Origin of the sequence: Parahaliea mediterranea (genome assembly GCF_003402235.1) — a bacterium.
In the GTDB taxonomy this organism is placed as follows: Bacteria; Pseudomonadota; Gammaproteobacteria; order Pseudomonadales; family Halieaceae; genus Parahaliea; species Parahaliea mediterranea.
Map to the genome: position 1 here is coordinate 560,085 of NZ_QEWO01000002.1, position 13,082 is coordinate 573,166.

Consider the following 13,082-nt stretch of genomic DNA (forward strand, 5'->3'; position numbering starts at 1 on the left):
CTTTCTAAGTTTTCGCCTCATCTTTCGTAATGGCGAATCAACTGTCAGTCACTAATGCATGAATTTCTTCTAATTTTTAGTTTATAGCTTCCCTGTGCCTGTGAATCTTGTGCAAGGACAAGTTTGTACGAATTCAATGATTCACCACTAATTGTTTTAACACTCGTTTGTGTCCCGGGGATTTTTTCAAGACACCAAGCTACCTCACCCCGAGTGACTGATACAGTCACTTTGTTGTCGAGAGTATCGCTTTTGCTGACAACCTGCTCAGCGTCTAATAGTTCGCCATCCGCTCGTTGCTGGATATATTCTTTTAAAGCTTCGACAACCTCAGAGTTAGAATCTCTGACTTCGAGGCTCCTCTTCCAACTCAACTGTCGAATGTTTTTAAAAGTGATTGATTGACCACCATCTTTGCAGGTTGTGTCATTCTGGCCAGACGGTGCACATGATATATCGCCGTCATTTCCCGCAAGAGCACTTGCCTGCTTGGCTTGACTTACTCCTCCCACTTTTTCGCAATTTTGAGCGAGGCAACATTCTGGCCCTTGCCCCCTACACGTCCCATCCGATATGCCTGGGCATTGCGGCCCTTCACAACAGTCAGGGCCAGTGCAATCACCAGTGGATTTTCCGGAAACGTCCCCCTCGCCGTCCCCATCACCGTCGCCATCACCCCCACTGGAGAAAAGATTCATCAAAATCTGAATTGCCGAAAATATTCCACAAGCCGTGGGCTCTGGTACTGCGGTGCAGAAGGCCGCAATACTCGACAACGTGGAGGCTACCTCATCCAGCGCATTGTCTACCTTTGCGTGTTCTTCTTTAACCCTGTCTATACATTTCCTTGTGCTGCCTTCAAGTTCGCGATAATCCTCTGAAGCGACAAAGTCACCTAATGCCTGAGATATACCCGTGGTGTTGAGGTTAACCCATAATTTACCAAGATCTTTCCCGGTACTATTACAGGCTGCAAGCGATTTTCTAACGCCTTGATCAACTTTATGAAGGACTTCCTTAATTTCTTCCTCTGTGCATCCCTGTACTTGTGTAGAGTTCGGATCATCGCCAAACTTTTTAATTTCCCTTGTACATTTACTAAGAGCCTCCTTGGCTTCTTTTGTAAATGTTGCTTTGTGCCCATTAAAATCGATTTCATTTCCAGTGATATTGCCAATGACCTCGTTGGCGCGGGCAAGGTCTTCGTCTACCTGCGACAAAGTTTTATCAGTACACTCTTTCTTGTTATCTTTACTCAATAAACAGATGATAAGCTTATTCTGGGAGAGTACCTGCTCCAATGTTCCTGCTTGAGGACCCGTCGATGCCGAGCTGTTCAGAGATGAAACACTAAATACAAACAAGCTCAACACGAATATAGACTTTCCAAGCACAGGCATTTTCATGCAAGAAGCCCTCAAACTTTGTCTTCTATAAGTTAGGTAACGACCAAGAAATGATGATCATAGTTTAGATTAGCATCAATACGTATGAGTGCAATAGTTTGCTCTATGGAATCGAACTATGATCTAAATTCGCAATAAACCCCTCAAAAGTCTAAGCTAAGAACCCACATAATCAAACCAGATTACCCGTGATGTTCAGTAACAGCCATGCTGTTCACCCATACAGTGCTCGTGCGCGTAGCACCAGCGGAGGCGGCATCATGACTAAGAACAAGGTTCAGTTTTAGAAGTGTTATCGCCTGTTCGAGTTAATGCAGGACTATGGCACCGAGGGGCCATTGTGAGCAGACACTGTCGGCCTGACGTTACCCCGGGGGCTTCGTCTGGAGCGACTGCGGTAACAAGATTCATTGCCGGCTTAAAAGTCGAGCGAGAGTGCTGCAATGTAGCCACTGCCGGCGTCAAACAACCTGCCATTCGATCGGCTCAAAGCACCTGCCTCGCCATCTGGCTGAGTATTGCTAACGCTTCAACAACCGATTCACTCTGCGTGGCCTGTTACCCAAGCGTGGCCGTCACGCCGTGCGAACACCACCAATCCCCTATGAATTGCTCAAGATGAGCTGAACTATATTGTTAATCAGGTAATCAAATGTCCAAGCAAATCCGTTTAATTCTTACAATACTTCTCCTTCCCGTAGTGATTATATGGGCTGTAAGTTCCATATATTCTGTATCAGGAAGGTCGTCCGTCTTGCCTAGTGATCTTTGCCACCACGCCATCCTATCCATCTACGCTAATGGATTCTGTGCTTGGCGGGACAGTTCGCTCAAAGGTCAGTCGGCGAGCGAGAAATGTATCCATAGATCTAATATCCAAAAGTTCTTGGATATTAGTAAGTCGGAGTGGCTCTGGGAATCAACAAATGCCGCACTTCAATCAAACAATACATGCATTGCGATTCAGGATATCGAATCTCTGCTCATTGAATTGGGCGAAGAAATCTAATTATGCTGAATCAATTCAATTCCAGTTCAGGCAACACATATTCTCACTCAATCGCCCGGATATGGCTCCTGCGGTTTCAGCGGATTCAGTGAAGACATAAACGCTACAACTCCGATATTGGCGTTACCCTGCGATCTCGGCCACAACAGTGGCCAATCCAGTCACTCTCGGTGCCGGCGATCAGAAATACGGTGGGCTGGCTGGCCCTTACCGCCAGGGTCTTGGCCCAATCACGCTGGTCAATTCCCGATGGAGAGGGTACGGCTTCCGGGTGTGTATGCCACTCGCCCAGCAAGTTGAGCAGCCGGCCTGAGCCGGCGTGACGGTCTTTTACCAGTCGCAAGTGCGAAGGGTCTTCCCTGGCAAATCGATATCGGCTGCAACGGTCGCCGGCTCCCGGCACCGTGAGATCGGTGATATGCAGGTGTGGATCACGGAAATAACCAATCAGAAGCCCCCCTGCTTCACGCTGGTTGCCGACTTGCCGGTAGGCGTGAATGCGTTCAAGCACGGATTTTTCGATAAGCAGCAGACCGGCATCGGGCAGGCGAAATAATCGCTCACGTGCTGGCGGGGTTAGTGCTTTTTTGAACAAATGCTGCACGTCGCATCCGGCTTCGGCGTACTGTCTGGCCGACTTTCGACCAACTCGGGCCTCAAGATATTGTACCGCAGTGTCGACTTGAGCCGAGTGTTGAGCCATTCGGCAATCATCGTCATTGTCTGCACTGCAGCAGCATTGGAGGCTGTCACCAGATAGGGGAAAAAGCTCTGATGGCATCCCTGGAATACGGGCTCAATATCCGCCTCATTCTTGGCAATTGTGCACCGAAAGCGGTAGCCCTCGGGGCGGTATTGAACCAGGCATCGAAAGCAGGCGTCGCCCGATTTCCCGCTGCTGAAGAAGGCAGTACTGGCCAAGCCGTGCCCTTCTATCCAGGAGTGCAGGATCGGCACGCTCCCCGATTGATGAGAGCGCATTTCTTCCAGGCCCAATCCGACAGAAATCACCCCGGTCGCATTGATCACCAGGGTCTTCCCCTTGAACGCTTCCTGATACTCCCAGGCCGAGCAATCGTGCGACTCGATATTCAGATGGGGATACTGCGCCCTCAAGTGGTCAGCGAGCGCGATGGCCTTGTTCTTGCCGATGTCGGGCATGCCAAGTAGATGCCTGGCGATGTTCTCAGGCTTGAGTCGATCAGGGTCGATGATGTGCAGTGCGCCGCGGGGTCCGTAGCCGGCCCCCATGGAACACAATTGGGCGGCGAGAAATCCTCCGATGGTGCCCGCTCCCACAAGCACAACCCGGTGATCTCTGAGAGTGCGATAACCCTCGGGTAGATTGCGGTGATGGATATAGGCCGGCGTCGTGTTGAGGACACTAAACCTCTGAATCTCGTCCGCTAACCCCGACAGCATCTTGGCAGCCGATTTAAAGTAGCCCTGCCGGATTTCCTTTACTACCAACGGGTTCAGTGGGAACAGAACGCCTACGCGGGGCTCACTGTGCCCCGCTCCGTCTGGCCAACTTAACAGGAGGCGGGCTATTCCCGGTATCTCACGAGACCGCCCCTTGCGGCGTTTGGACCCTTTGCCGCCATTTTGCACCAGACGCTCTAAAACTTTGGTCAGGGCACCCAGCCCTACCCACTGGACAAATTCCCTCGTCGTTTTCGGCGGCCAGCAGTGGACGGGCGGTGGCGGTAGTGACTTCAACTGTAGTGGTACCCACAGACCAGTGGGTTTACCGCCTGAAAGCCAATGCGGAATATCGCCTTCGGGAAAAAGCCAGTATCTCTCGCTGTGCTGAACGCCGAGGTAGGCGCCGCGACCCTGGGCCTCCGCCACACGATACAGTTCGCCCCCTCCCTGCCAGTAGCCATCAAAGTCGCGCAGAAATTCCGTGGACTGCCACTCGCCTCTCTGGTTGCGATCAATGACTGCGGCAATGTCGCTAAGAGCGGCTACTGTCATGCCGACAGCCTGATGGGGATCCCACCAGGTCTGGGACTCATCGACATAACACACCTTTCCGTCACTATTGATGTTGCGCAGGTGCAATGATTCACGCAGTTCAGGATCCCTTCCCCACTCTGTCAAATACGCCTCAGGAAAGTTATAGACGCCTTCCGAGAACCGCAACTCCAGGCAGTAACCGGTATCGCGGACCGTCAGCAGACCCGTATAGGAATGCCGTTTAGTGATCGGGTTAACGCTGTGCCGGAAACCCTTGGCCGAGAGAAACTGGGCCACTTCCTCCAAGGTTAGTTATCCACTGAAGCCTTGCGGGCGAGCCCTCACTTCACGACGCTGCGCCGGTGCACGCTTGACACCAGCGACCAGGGCCGCGCGCTCGTCGCACACGTCGATACGTTCTGGGGCATACGGCAGTCGCTCCCCGAAAATCCGTTGGAGCTGTGCGTTTGCGGTTTCGGGGGTCGCGGCTAGCAACGCGCTCTGGTAGCCGTGTTTCAAGACCCGGAACTTCTCCTCGAAATCCGCTCGTTTCTCCGGCGGTATGCGATCTGCAGAGCGTAGGTCCTCCTGAGCATAGTTGTCCTCTGGCGTGGGGCGGGGCACGTACAAGGGAAGGTCGAATACGAATTCCAGGCGGTCAATGACATGCGTTAGCTGGGCACAGTAGTCGCTGATCTCGACATTGTATTCGGCAATCACAAATGCGAGCAGGAAGATGGAGCTGGGACCGCCGCCATCCTGCCAGGCTTCATCGCGCCAGGCCTTCAGAAACCGGCAGATATGCCTGATTTTGCTGTCCTTTTGCTGGCACATGTCATTGACCCAGGTCTTGATGACCAGGGGATCGGAAGGCTCCCAGCCCTTCGTGCGATGTGCCAGGTGGATCACGGTCGGGGAAACATCCTGAACCCATTGGTCCTCGTCGAGGAACAGACGCCCCATGGCGTGTTCTCGTCCCAAGGCAACCTGCTGCAAGTTACTGGCCCGCTGGTTTTTAACCCGGTCGATCTCTGCCTGGGGCACGGCGTAGAGCGGAAGGTCAATATGCGTCGTGGGGCTGAGGATAACCCTGATGCAGGTCTGTTTGCCGGTGTGAAGCCGCCACTCCGGGCGACGCTGTTCGATATATTCATGCAGGATACTTTCCACCACCTCGAAATATGCCGAGACGTGCTCAGCGGGCTGCTGGCCATCGCCCAGCACGTCAAATGGCAGATACAAACCGAGGTCGATATCAACCTGCTGTTCAGGTGGATAGGCAGGGGCGTTAATGGTCCGGTAGACATATGAGCCCTGCAGGGCAAAGCGCGGTTGCGGCAGCGGCAGGCGTTCTTTATCCCGCTTACGCTGTTCCAGTTCGCGTCGGGCTTTAAAGCCTTCGCGCAGCACCTGTTCAATCTCTTCCCGCGCCGCGCGCAGATCGTTGAGGAGTCGGTCGGGCAGATTCAGTGCAGTCAGAAAGGCCTGCTCGCCGGGTGAATAAAATAACCGATGGCATCGATTTCTAACTGGCATGGCGAACACACTCCTGGTGGTCAATGTTGAAAAACTGTCGGTAAAACGGGGTTGCCAAAAACTCGCTGGCGGAGCTGTCCGCCGCTGACAACAAGGCGCGTTGCGCCGTGGGACTCGGATCGTCCAGCTCAATATCGCTGTGTGCCGACCCAGTGACCGTGCCGTCGATTAGGTGATATTGGTCCTGGAGGATCAACTGCAGCATGTAATCAGAGAGGTGCTCCTGCTGCGTCATCATCTGCTGAAGCAGGCGGCGCGTGTTTACGCCGAGCCAATACAGCGCCCCCGGATGATGCGTATCACCTGCATCGATAATTGGCTTGCCGGACAAGGTCCCGATGGATAACACGTGGATGCCCGTCGATGGCCTTTCAAGGAAACAGCGCGCTTCCAGCCAACCGAACAAGCCCGGTGCGTTGCCGACAAGCGCCCCGTCCACGTGTTTATTGCCATCGATGGGATGAATCGGGAAATACGCCGGTGCGGCACTGGTGGCTAACGCCACATCCCGCACTTTGACCTTGTCGTCGCGATCGAGTTTGTCGCTATGCATGCTCTTGAAGAACTGGGGCTTGCCGGTACTGATGTTGGCGGTCGGGATGGTGACAGGGGATTTCAGTTGGCCCATCCGCAGGTCACCGAACAGCTCATCCAATACTGCGGCTAGGGCGTCATTGCTGTACATCGGGCGAAACAGTAGCGTCCGGCCCACCCGCCTGAGTGTTCGCCGCCAAGGCTGGGTGGGCCCCTGGAAGATGTCGGCGCCGCGTTCAACGAACATGCGCTCGAGCTCCATGGGGCGATGTCCGGCCGCCAGCGCCAGTGCAATGATCCCACCAATCGAGGTGCCCGTGAGCAGGTCAATGCCCTCGGTGATTGGCCGTCCAGTGCTCTCTTCGAGGTGTTTCAGCACACGAAGGGTGTAGAGGCCCCGAAAACCGCCACCGGACAGCGCCAGAACATTAGTTCGTGATTGAGTCATTGGTTTAACCATCCCCCGGTCGTTGAGCCAATAGAGTGACTCCAGGCTGACCTATTCTAGCCAATCGTGGCGTCTATACTCGCAATAGTGGTAAATAGTATGTCGAACCATCGAGGTCACGCAATATACCAACCTCAAACTTTATGGCTTTTGGCGTCTATACTCGCATTTATATTTATTGACATAATCCTCGTAGCGGCCTAAGGTAGCATCATCGAACAACAAGGATCGCCCCCTGCACCATCAACTCACCCCCGCGAGGCAGCTTGCCTCTGCCGACGACTGGCGACCGGTATACCACCTTTCGCCAGCGGCAGTGCTACGCCGCGTGGGTGATACATGGCCGAGCGTGAATGACTTGGGAGCGCGTTTGCTGGACGGCTGGCGTTTCAGCGACAGGCCAGAATCTGACTGGTTCTTGCGGGAAGTTGAACTGCGCAACCCGGCTCAACGCGACCCGATCACTGGCGAGTACCGACGACTTTCGGCCTCACCGGCAGCACAGCAACGAGCCCAGCAGTACCGGGAGACCATCAGGGGGGAGCGCTACTACCGTATGCGCCATGTGGGCAAAATGGAGCTCAATACGGACGCGACACTGATGGGGCAACCCTCACTGAGCGGTTTAAACGCCTGCGTCGCTCCCGGAGATGTTATTGTGCGTCGGGTCGGCCATATCAGCGCTGCACCGGTCTCCTCGTTTCATCGCCGCCATCCGGTAGATGCCAATATTGCAGTAGTACGCGGACTAAGCCGCCGCAAGGCAATCTGGGTCGCGTATTGCCTGAATCAGCCCATCTATCGCTCCTACTTCGAGCAGCCAGGCGCCATCAATTCACTGGTCCGCCTGGGACTGAAACAACTGGCATCGATGCCGATAGCGCCCCCCCCGGCCGCCTTTGACACGCTTGCCGACCAGTATTGGCAGCATTATGAGCGTCTGAGCCAGGCCGACGATCGACTGCAACAGCTGCGTGACGCCACAAAGCGCTGGATCGCCACCAGAGTGCCCAATCAACCGTTCGCTACGCCAACGGACGGGCTGGTCGCCCAGCGTTTTGAAGCCAAAGATATAGACAGTGTCCTTAGCCATGCCGCAACCGAACAGAACCGCATTTGCCGGGAACTGATCGAGGAATATCAGTGTGTTCCTCTATCTCGACTGGCGGAGGTTAACCCCAAGGGGTCTGCCAGTGCGGATCAAGCAAGTACCATTATAAAAATCGGCGATATTACCGGGCATTTCGATATCCAGCTCGACGCCGAAGCCTCCAAAGACCGACGCTGGCGTTATCATCGGCGGTCACTCAGCCCCTTCGCGGTGTTGGTATCCACCTTTGTGCAAGAACCCAAGGTAGGGTTGCTTTCAAGCGCCCTTCCCTCGGCCACCTTTGCCAGCGAACAGCTGGCAGTGTTGAATTTTCATCGCACACCGGGTGCATACGCACTGCTATTGGAAACCACCCTGGTTCGACAGCAAGTCGCCCGTTTGGCAACCGGCACTGTCCAGCGCTTCGTACAGCCTGAGCAGTTCAAGCGAATTGTAGTACCGCCAATCGAGGGAGCCATCGCCCAAGACTGGCATCAGCGGCTGACCGAGATTCAGCAACAAAAGTCGGAAGCCCGGCGCGAACTCGTAAACCTCGATCGTGAAATGCAGCAGGTGTTTCGTAGAGTTCACCCAGAGCTGTCCGCCCGGCATCAGGACGACTCTCCCCAAGAGGACAATCGATGAACGATGCAGCCAACCAGAAGGCGCTAGCCCGGCTACTTATAAGCGTCCGCGAAGAACCACAGACCCTGGAGGAGCTTTGGCAAGCTCAGCCCATGCTCTGGCAGGACCTGGGCTGGGAGCAGTCGCAGCTGCTGCTGTGGCTGTACTGCCAACCAGGGCTGGTGCGGGATACCAACAGTAATGGTGTCGAGCGCTATGCTTTGGCCGATATCAACGCCCAGGACGAACCTGACCTGTCTCAGGAGATCGCCAAAATTGTCCAGAGCAACGGTAGACCACTACCCTTGGCACAACTGAAAAGCCGTCTACCGTCCGGGTTACTCGCCACCGAGCCGATGTTGAGGGCTGCCATTGCTGAGCACCCCAATCTGCAGATGGTCGGGCCGATGGTGAAGCTTATTTAACAAAAAGGAAATGCAATGACCTACTTTACCGATTCCAACTTTTCTTCCAGTGATCTGGCCGGTTATGTCGCCACGCTGGTGCTGCAGGATCAGAAAAGTAATCAACTCGGCTTCGGCGGCTTCCCGCAGATCACCGTAGAACAACACCCGGACGGCTTTCACTGCTACTTCGACTACCAAGGGCGCCGGGCAGGCCCTCTGGTAATCCCGGCTCAGGACGCCAAGCAACGAGTAAAAGCTTACGAACAAGGCGCCGCGGTGAATACTGCCGAGGTAAAGACCGTCCAACCTTTTATGGCAATGCTGGAGTCAGCGTCGCCAACCGAATTGCCCTTTGAAGCAGAGGGAGTCAATACAAATGGCCGATAACACGCAAGATCTCAACGCACGTTTCACAGCGCTGCGAAGCAAATACAGCAGCGCTGGCTTCACCCACTTCGAACCACTGCAGAGCGAGCACGACTTCCTTCAGGCCGGTTTGGTCTGGGGCACAGTGGAAGGCAATGACACACCGCGAATACTGCTTATTGCGCTGGACGAAGGGCATTGGGAGTACTCCAACGAGGCACGCCTGGATGACCTGGCCTACGAGCTGCTGGCAGCGGTAGCCGGCGACGACTGGCCCGTGTTTACCGAGCTGTGCGATCCCGCGAATACCCGCTGTTTTGCCCTGTTTGGCCTCGATGGCACCGATGGCACACACTCCGTCGACGAAATACCCAGCATCAATATCATTCGCGACTATGAGAGGCTGAACAAGAACACCACCCTGCGCTGGTCAATGCAGATCTACACCCGCCTGATGCACAAACTGGATGCTTTCCATGAGCAGGTGTACCAGACGGTCAAAGACCGGGTCTCTGACAAGAACGACATCATTGTTGAAGTCGCGAAGATCCTGTTTCTGGAGAGCTTCCGTGTACACCACAAGGCCGATACCACCTTTCCCTACCACGACCAGCAACTGAACTTCCGTGAAGTGTTCGATTACCGCTATGTGGCCGACAAAGGGGCAGAAGCCGTAGCCCAGATCCAGGCTGCTTTCGATCACTTCAAAAGCCATCCCGACTACGTCGTGGTAACCGATGATGGGTCTGAAAACGCCATTTTTGACGCCAAGACTCACTTGCAACTGGAGCGCCCGGAAAACTATGCCTTTCTGCTTGAGGCGATCCAAGACCTGGGACCGGTCAAGACCAACGAAGGCAAAGTGGTACCCGGCAAGGTATTTGATGATCGCGGGACCCTGGCGGATGTCGCCGGTGATGTGCTGGGCCGTGTGTTCGACGTATTCCTGCGTGCCAACTTTGAATCCAAGGGCGGATTGGGCGTTTACCTCACCCCCAATCCGGTCAAACAGGCCATGCTGGAGATCGCTTTCCACGATATCCAGCAGGATCAGAAAACCGTAGAGGAACTGGTCGCCGGTGAGTTCCGCTTTGCCGACCCGACCTGTGGCTCCTTCGGCTTCGGCTCGGTGGCGCTGAGCCGCCTGGATACCGTGATCGAAACCATGGGCGGTCTGTCCGACCCGGAACGTGAGTCGCTAAAGCAGAAGATGCGTAACGAAGCCTTTATCGGTGCTGACTCCGCCCCGCGCATGGTCATGCTAGCGCGGGTCAATATGGCGCTGCAGGGCGCACCCAAGGCAAAGATCTTCTATACCGACAATTCCTTGACCAGTCGTGCTCTCAAGCCCAACAGCATGAACCTGATCTGCACCAACCCGCCCTTCGGCACGCCCAAATTCAAATCCGATAAGCGCGGCAAAGAATCCAAGGCCCACTATGAGGCGATGATGGAGCAGACCCTGGGCGGCTTCCGTGACGCCAAGTTGCAGGTGGACTCCTACAACGCCTACTACGACCACGTGAAGGAGGTCTGGGAGGACATCGGTGATCTCTACACCGACGAAAACGGCGAGCCGATCTGGGCGGGCTATCGCACCGATCTGCGCAATGTCTCCACCGGCAAAAAAGCCCGCTACGAGCTCTACCCCACCACCTCGGGCCTCGCGTTGGGTAGCAAGCCCAACAACAAAGGCGAGTGGCAACAGGTCAAGGGTGGCTCCATCGACCCGGCGGTGCTGTTTATCGATCGCTGCCTACAGCTGTTGAAACCTGGTGGGCGCCTATTGATCGTGCTCCCCGACGGAATACTCTGTAACTCCGGGGATCGGTATGTACGCGAGTACATTATGGGCAAAAAGGACGAAAAAACCGGCGAATTTGTCGGCGGAAAGGCGATCGTCAAGGCGGTCATTTCGCTGCCTGCGGATACCTTCAAACTTTCCGGCACAGGGGCCAAGACCTCGATCCTCTACCTGCAAAAGCGCCCGGCAAGCGATGCAAATCCGGAGCAGTTTCTACCTGAACCCCAAACTGATGTATTTATGGCGGTAGCCGAAACCCTGGGCTATGTAGTCAAGAACAATGTGGAAGATTACTCAGCGGGCGTACCTAACGATCTGGACAAGATTGTAGGTGCATATAAGCGGGGTGAATGATGTCAGTCGATACGCTCCGAGAAACTTTCCATATTAGCCGTATCTCGGCAGAAGACCTGGAAGATTTCCTTACTGCACAGACCTATCGAGCAGAAATTACAGCGGCTAGAAGCAAGGTAAAATCACTCAATCATGGCAGCTTGCAGTCGGCTTGTGATACGCCGATTAGACAGGGCAAATCACCCAAGTACATTGACGGTGAAGGCTTGGCTTGCATCAAACCCAAGAACACACGTGAGTTAATTGTAGACTTGACTGACTGCGACACAATTGATGCTCAAACAGAGAGCGACATTCGGAGACAGAAACTTGAATATGGCGATGTGGTAATCACACGCTCCGGTTCAGGAACCATTGGGCGTGCTTCCATTTTCACCGGGGATGGTGATTTTTATACCAACGACCACCTCTTCATAGTGAGAGTAAGTGAAGCTGATGGCTTCTATGTTGGCGCATTTCTGAAATGCTATTGGGGAGAGCGGCTGCTGGAGTCAGGAATCTCAGGATCGACAGGTCAGCTCAACTTGTCCAACGAACACATCAAACAGATTACTCTCTACCAGCCCGATCCTTTGGTTCAAAAATACATCGGCAATAAAGTGCGTCAGGCTGAAAAATTAAGGTCGTGGTCAAAACGATCGAGCCATAAGATATTCGACAACTTCTCATTCTTAACAAGCAATCTTCCAAAAAAGCAAAGCGTTTGGCGAGCCTCTTCAACTGTTCTTTCGACGTACAGAATCAACCCGAAACAGTACGATCCTGTCGCTCTTGATATGCTGAGAAGGGCCAAAGAAGGAAGCTGCGATCTTGTACCTTTGGGTGAGTTAATTGGAAGTCGAGGGCTAGCGGGTGGAGCCACTCCGAAGGGCGCCACCTACCTGGAGTCGGGGGTTCTGTTTGCACGAGTGCAGAACGTAAAACCGCTTTGTTTAGATCTCTCTGATGCGGTGTTCGTCGATTCTGAAACTGACTACGAGCTTAGGCGTAGCCGATGCGAGAAAGATGACATAGTTTTTACGATTACAGGTTACCCAGGGACAGCCGCTTTAGTAACTGAGCAAGATCTTCCAGTCAACATCAACCAGCATTCCGTCCGCCTACACATCGAAGAACGCTATCCAGCTGGCTATGTTTGCGCCGCTCTAAATTCTGAGTTTGTTAAAACTCAGGTAGATCGAGCTGCAATAGGAGGTACAAGGGAAGCTCTCGATTACCCGTCTGTGAGGAACCTATGGATTCCACTTTTACCCAAAGATGAGATCGAGCGGATAGATTCTGACGTGCGATCCATCATCGCCGCGAACCAGATTTCCAAAGCACTAATCGCAACTGCAAAATCCTTGGTAGAGTCGTTAGTTGAGGGATCATTGCTCGAGAAGGAAATTATAGAGGCGCAGAAGTCGCTTGAGGCAGACGATGACTCCCTTGATAAGGCGATTCTAGCGCGACTCAATGAGAACGGGGGCTCCCCCCTATTCACTGACCTCGACCAGCTCTACAACCTATTGGCGCTAAGCAAAACAATGGACGAGTAACAAGGAG

Annotated in this window: 10 protein-coding genes; 5 read left to right on the plus strand and 5 right to left on the minus strand. The window is 54.0% G+C overall.

Features of this window, described 5'->3' with window-relative positions; all coding sequences use genetic code 11:
* Positions 1-44: 44 nt before the first annotated feature.
* The 5 genes from DDZ17_RS22365 to DDZ17_RS07995 all read right to left on the minus strand — a co-directional run bounded on the left by DDZ17_RS22365 (position 45) and on the right by DDZ17_RS07995 (position 6,892).
* Positions 45-1,406 (minus strand): hypothetical protein, encoded by a 1,362-nt coding sequence (locus DDZ17_RS22365; RefSeq protein WP_157976537.1) that lies wholly within the window; start codon positions 1,404-1,406, stop codon positions 45-47.
* 1,112 nt (positions 1,407-2,518) lie between these two features.
* Positions 2,519-3,019, minus strand: a complete 501-nt coding sequence (locus DDZ17_RS07980; RefSeq protein WP_157976538.1) for a Mov34/MPN/PAD-1 family protein — start codon at positions 3,017-3,019, stop codon at positions 2,519-2,521.
* Positions 2,992-4,671 (minus strand): HesA/MoeB/ThiF family protein, encoded by a 1,680-nt coding sequence (locus DDZ17_RS07985; RefSeq protein ID WP_241505846.1) that lies wholly within the window; start codon positions 4,669-4,671, stop codon positions 2,992-2,994. The genes DDZ17_RS07980 and DDZ17_RS07985 overlap by 28 nt, the downstream gene beginning before the upstream one ends.
* Positions 4,672-4,686: 15 nt before the next feature.
* On the minus strand, positions 4,687-5,910 hold the full coding sequence (locus tag DDZ17_RS07990) for a CBASS cGAMP synthase (protein ID WP_157976539.1): 1,224 nt from the start codon (positions 5,908-5,910) through the stop codon (positions 4,687-4,689).
* Entirely contained in the window at positions 5,900-6,892 is a 993-nt protein-coding gene (locus DDZ17_RS07995; RefSeq protein ID WP_157976540.1) for a CBASS cGAMP-activated phospholipase, read from the minus strand. Before DDZ17_RS07995 ends, DDZ17_RS07990 begins: the two co-directional genes overlap by 11 nt.
* A gap of 370 nt (positions 6,893-7,262) precedes the next feature.
* Between DDZ17_RS07995 and DDZ17_RS08000 the strand changes: the two genes are divergently transcribed.
* Genes DDZ17_RS08000 through DDZ17_RS22370 form a run of 5 tightly spaced genes read left to right on the plus strand, consistent with a single transcriptional unit; the run spans position 7,263 to position 13,075 of the window.
* Complete coding sequence (locus DDZ17_RS08000; RefSeq protein WP_157976541.1) at positions 7,263-8,627, plus strand: restriction endonuclease subunit S; 1,365 nt, start codon at positions 7,263-7,265, stop codon at positions 8,625-8,627.
* The gene (locus DDZ17_RS08005; protein ID WP_116365598.1) at positions 8,624-9,031 is read left to right on the plus strand and encodes a hypothetical protein; all 408 of its coding nucleotides are present in this window, start codon (positions 8,624-8,626) and stop codon (positions 9,029-9,031) included. The genes DDZ17_RS08000 and DDZ17_RS08005 overlap by 4 nt, the downstream gene beginning before the upstream one ends.
* Positions 9,032-9,046: 15 nt before the next feature.
* Positions 9,047-9,400: a hypothetical protein gene (locus DDZ17_RS08010; protein WP_116365600.1), complete on the plus strand. Its 354-nt coding sequence runs from the start codon at positions 9,047-9,049 to the stop codon at positions 9,398-9,400.
* Positions 9,390-11,537 carry an HsdM family class I SAM-dependent methyltransferase gene (locus tag DDZ17_RS08015; protein WP_116365602.1) on the plus strand — a complete coding sequence of 716 codons (2,148 nt, stop codon included), beginning with the start codon at positions 9,390-9,392 and terminating at the stop codon, positions 11,535-11,537. Before DDZ17_RS08010 ends, DDZ17_RS08015 begins: the two co-directional genes overlap by 11 nt.
* A complete protein-coding gene (locus DDZ17_RS22370) occupies positions 11,534-13,075 on the plus strand; it encodes a restriction endonuclease subunit S (RefSeq protein ID WP_157976542.1) in 1,542 nt (513 codons plus the stop codon). The genes DDZ17_RS08015 and DDZ17_RS22370 overlap by 4 nt, the downstream gene beginning before the upstream one ends.
* The last annotated feature ends 7 nt before the right edge of the window (positions 13,076-13,082 follow it).

What these genes read in the sequence shown, in the direction of transcription:
- DDZ17_RS07990 (WP_157976539.1), bottom strand. Translation starts at nt 5,910, where the DNA reads ATGCCAGTTAGAAATCGATGCCATCGGTTATTTTATTCACCCGGCGAG.
- DDZ17_RS22370 (WP_157976542.1), top strand. Translation starts at nt 11,534, where the DNA reads ATGATGTCAGTCGATACGCTCCGAGAAACTTTCCATATTAGCCGTATC.
- DDZ17_RS07995 (WP_157976540.1), bottom strand. Translation starts at nt 6,892, where the DNA reads ATGACTCAATCACGAACTAATGTTCTGGCGCTGTCCGGTGGCGGTTTT.
- DDZ17_RS08010 (WP_116365600.1), top strand. Translation starts at nt 9,047, where the DNA reads ATGACCTACTTTACCGATTCCAACTTTTCTTCCAGTGATCTGGCCGGT.
- DDZ17_RS08005 (WP_116365598.1), top strand. Translation starts at nt 8,624, where the DNA reads ATGAACGATGCAGCCAACCAGAAGGCGCTAGCCCGGCTACTTATAAGC.
- DDZ17_RS22365 (WP_157976537.1), bottom strand. Translation starts at nt 1,406, where the DNA reads ATGAAAATGCCTGTGCTTGGAAAGTCTATATTCGTGTTGAGCTTGTTT.
- DDZ17_RS08015 (WP_116365602.1), top strand. Translation starts at nt 9,390, where the DNA reads ATGGCCGATAACACGCAAGATCTCAACGCACGTTTCACAGCGCTGCGA.